This window comes from Methylobacterium sp. CCH5-D2, assembly GCF_001556475.1.
Lineage (GTDB): Bacteria > Pseudomonadota > Alphaproteobacteria > Rhizobiales > Beijerinckiaceae > Methylobacterium > Methylobacterium hispanicum.
Genome location: NZ_LSIX01000471.1, coordinates 1 through 2,869 on the forward strand (window position 1 = coordinate 1; position 2,869 = coordinate 2,869).

The following is a 2,869-nucleotide window of genomic DNA, read 5'->3' on the forward strand; positions in this document are numbered from 1 at the left end:
CGCGGTTCCAGTGGCGATCGAGGAGACGACCCCCGCCATATGCGATCGCCCTGCCTCTGCGGAGAGGGAGAGCTTGGCGGGCGTCGGCACACTCCGCTCAAACCCGGTCGCGGCGCGTCGGGAGAGAGGATACGCGCCCCGAACTCAGCGGCTGCTGCCGCCGCCGTTCGCGCTGCCCTGGGGCACGCCGCGCTCGGGCTGGCCGGCATTGCCGCCTGCGGCCGAGTTCGTGGTGGCGGTCTCCGCGCCCGTGCCGCCGCGGGAGATCACGACGTCGGGGGTGTTGCCGGTGGTGTTGGGCTGGGTCGTCACGGTGCCGCCCGCCGGGGGCGCGGCCGTGGTCGCGGGCTGCGCCAGCGCGGGACCGGCCACCAGGACGGCGAGGATGGCGAGCGGGCGTGCTTTGATCATCGAGTGCTCCGAGGAATCGTTACGGTCACGGATGCAACTGCGACGTGTGGCCATGGTTTCACGGACGCGACCGAACGTCCCGCAACACCGCGGGCGGGCCGCCTCAGGCGCGGGCCGCTGCGAAGCCCGTGAAGAAGCGCCGGGACAGATCGGTCAGGGCTTCGATGCAGTAGCCGCCCTCCTGCACGACGAGCGTCGGCAGGCGAAGGCCGCCGACCGCCGCACCCAGGCGCGCGAAACCCTCCGCGCCGACCGCCACCTTCGCCTGGGGATCGCCCGCGTAGATGTCGAAGCCGAGCGACAGGACGAGGGCGTCCGGGCGGTAGAGGTCGAGCGCCCGCAGCGCCCGCGCGAGTTCGCCGAAGAACACCGCCTCGTCGGAGCCGTGCGGCATCGGCAGGTTCAGGTTGTAGCCCTCCCCTGCCCCGCTGCCGCGCTCCTCGGCGAAGCCCGCCACCGCGGGGTAGAAGTTCGTCGGGTCGCCGTGGATCGAGACGTAGAACACGTCCGCCCGGTCGTAGAAGATCTCCTGGATCCCCTGGCCGTGGTGCATGTCGGTGTCGAGGATGGCGACCCGGGGGTGGCGCATGCGCAGGCGCTCGGCCGCGACGGCCGCGTTGTTGAGGAAGCAGAAGCCGCCGGCCGCCTCGCGCCGCGCGTGGTGGCCGGGCGGTCGGCAGAGCGCGTAGGCCTCCCGCGCGCCCGCGTTCAGCGCGTCGGCGCCCGCGATCGCGCATTGCGCGGAGGCGTAGGCCGCCTGGAAGGTACCGGGACCGATCGGGGCGCTGCCGTCCGCGATGTAGCGCCCGGCCCGCGCCAGCACGCCGCGCAGGGCGTTCGGCTCGCGCACGAAGATGTTCGAGACCACCTCGTCCCCCCAGTCTGGGCCGAGCGCCGTCCAGTCCGCGTGCGCGTCCTGCAGGAAGCGCAGGTAGTCCATCCCGTGCACGGCGAGGATCGGGCCTGCGCCGGCGTCGGGCGGCTCCGCCACGGGGAAGCCGAGGTCGCGCACCGCGGCGAGCAGCGCCGGCTCGCGGGCGGGCACCTCCTGCGGCTCGCGCATCTGCCCGCGGGAGAAGTAGCTGCGCGGGTGGTGGAGCGCTTGGTCGGGGTGGTGGAAGGTCTTCATCCGGTCCTCCTCTCGGGGCTCAGGCCGCGCGCAGCATCTGGCGCTCGCGCGGGGCCCGTAGCGCCAGGACCGAGACCAGCGAGATCGCCGCGATCGCGCTGAACAGGAGGGCCAGCGGCCACCACGCGCCGCCGGCCCGCTCGGCGAGGATCGTGCCGAGGATCGGGGTGAGGCCGCCGAAGATCGCGCCGCTGAGCTGGTAGGCCATCGAGATGCCGGTGTAGCGCGTGCGGGTCGGGAAGGCGTCGCTGACGTAGCCCGCGATCACCGCGTAGAAGGCGCCGAGCCCGGCCACCGCGAGGCCGACGCCGAGCGTGAGGCCGGTGAGCGTGCCCTGATCGACCAGGGTGAACATCGCGTAGGGGGTGAGCACCGAGACCGCCGCGGTGGCGACGAGGAAGCGGTGCACGCCGACCCGCTCGGCGATGTAGGCCGAGAGCGGCGTGATCAGGAACTGCATCACCGAGACGATCAGCAGGCAGTCGAGCACGAGGGCGCGCGGGATCTTCAGGTAGGTCGTCGTGTAGGCGATCATGAACGTGTTGGTGAAGTAGAAGCCCGCGATGCCGAGCACGTTGGCGCAGATCGCCAGCGCCAAGAGGCCCGGCGCGCCGCGCAGCACCTCGCCGAGCGGGGGCGCCGCCGCCTGCGCCTGCGCGAGCCGGCGCCGCCGCTCGGCGAGGAAATCGGGCGATTCGCTGACGCCGAGCCGGATGGCGAGCCCCACCACCAGCATCACGGCGCTGAACCAGAACGGCACCCGCCAGCCCCAGGCGAGGAAGTCGGCGTCCGGCAGGGTGGTGACCAGCTTGAACATCAGCATCGACAGGATCAGCCCCGCCGGGCTGCCGAGCTGCGCGAAGGAGGCGAAGAAGGTGCGCCGGTCCCGGGTCGGCGCGTGCTCGCCCGCCATCAGCACCGCCCCGCCCCACTCGCCGCCGACCGCGATGCCCTGGACGAGGCGCAGGGCGACCAGCAGCACCGGCGCCCAGATGCCGGCAGTCTCGTAGGTCGGCAGGCAGCCGATCAGCACCGTGACGACGCCCATCATCAGCAGGGTGATGATCAGCGAGGTCTTGCGCCCGACCCGGTCGCCGAGATGGCCGAACACCGCCCCGCCGAGCGGCCGCGCCAGGAAGCCGACCGCGAAGGTGCCGAAGGCCGCAAGCGTCCCGTAGAACCCATCGACCTGCGGGAAGAACAAGCGGCCGAAGACCAGGGCGGCGGCGGTGCCGTAGACGTAGAAGTCGTACCACTCGATCATCGTGCCGACGAAGGCGGCGATGGATGCGCGCACCGGTTGGTGCACGCCGTCTGAAGCCTGTGCCA

3 protein-coding genes are annotated in these 2,869 nt (G+C 72.5%); all 3 read right to left on the minus strand.

The window, feature by feature from the left end; translation table 11 throughout:
* Positions 1 to 144 precede the first annotated feature (144 nt).
* Positions 145 to 411 (minus strand): hypothetical protein, encoded by a 267-nt coding sequence (locus tag AX737_RS11915; protein ID WP_066921572.1) that lies wholly within the window; start codon positions 409 to 411, stop codon positions 145 to 147.
* Positions 412 to 514: 103 nt separating this feature from the next.
* A complete protein-coding gene (locus AX737_RS11920) occupies positions 515 to 1,540 on the minus strand; it encodes a histone deacetylase family protein (RefSeq protein WP_066921574.1) in 1,026 nt (341 codons plus the stop codon).
* Between the two features lie 19 nt (positions 1,541 to 1,559).
* A complete protein-coding gene (locus tag AX737_RS11925) occupies positions 1,560 to 2,849 on the minus strand; it encodes an MFS transporter (RefSeq protein ID WP_082772997.1) in 1,290 nt (429 codons plus the stop codon).
* Positions 2,850 to 2,869: the final 20 nt, after the last annotated feature.

What these genes read in the sequence shown, in the direction of transcription:
- AX737_RS11915 (WP_066921572.1), bottom strand. Translation starts at nt 411, where the DNA reads ATGATCAAAGCACGCCCGCTCGCCATCCTCGCCGTCCTGGTGGCCGGT.
- AX737_RS11920 (WP_066921574.1), bottom strand. Translation starts at nt 1,540, where the DNA reads ATGAAGACCTTCCACCACCCCGACCAAGCGCTCCACCACCCGCGCAGC.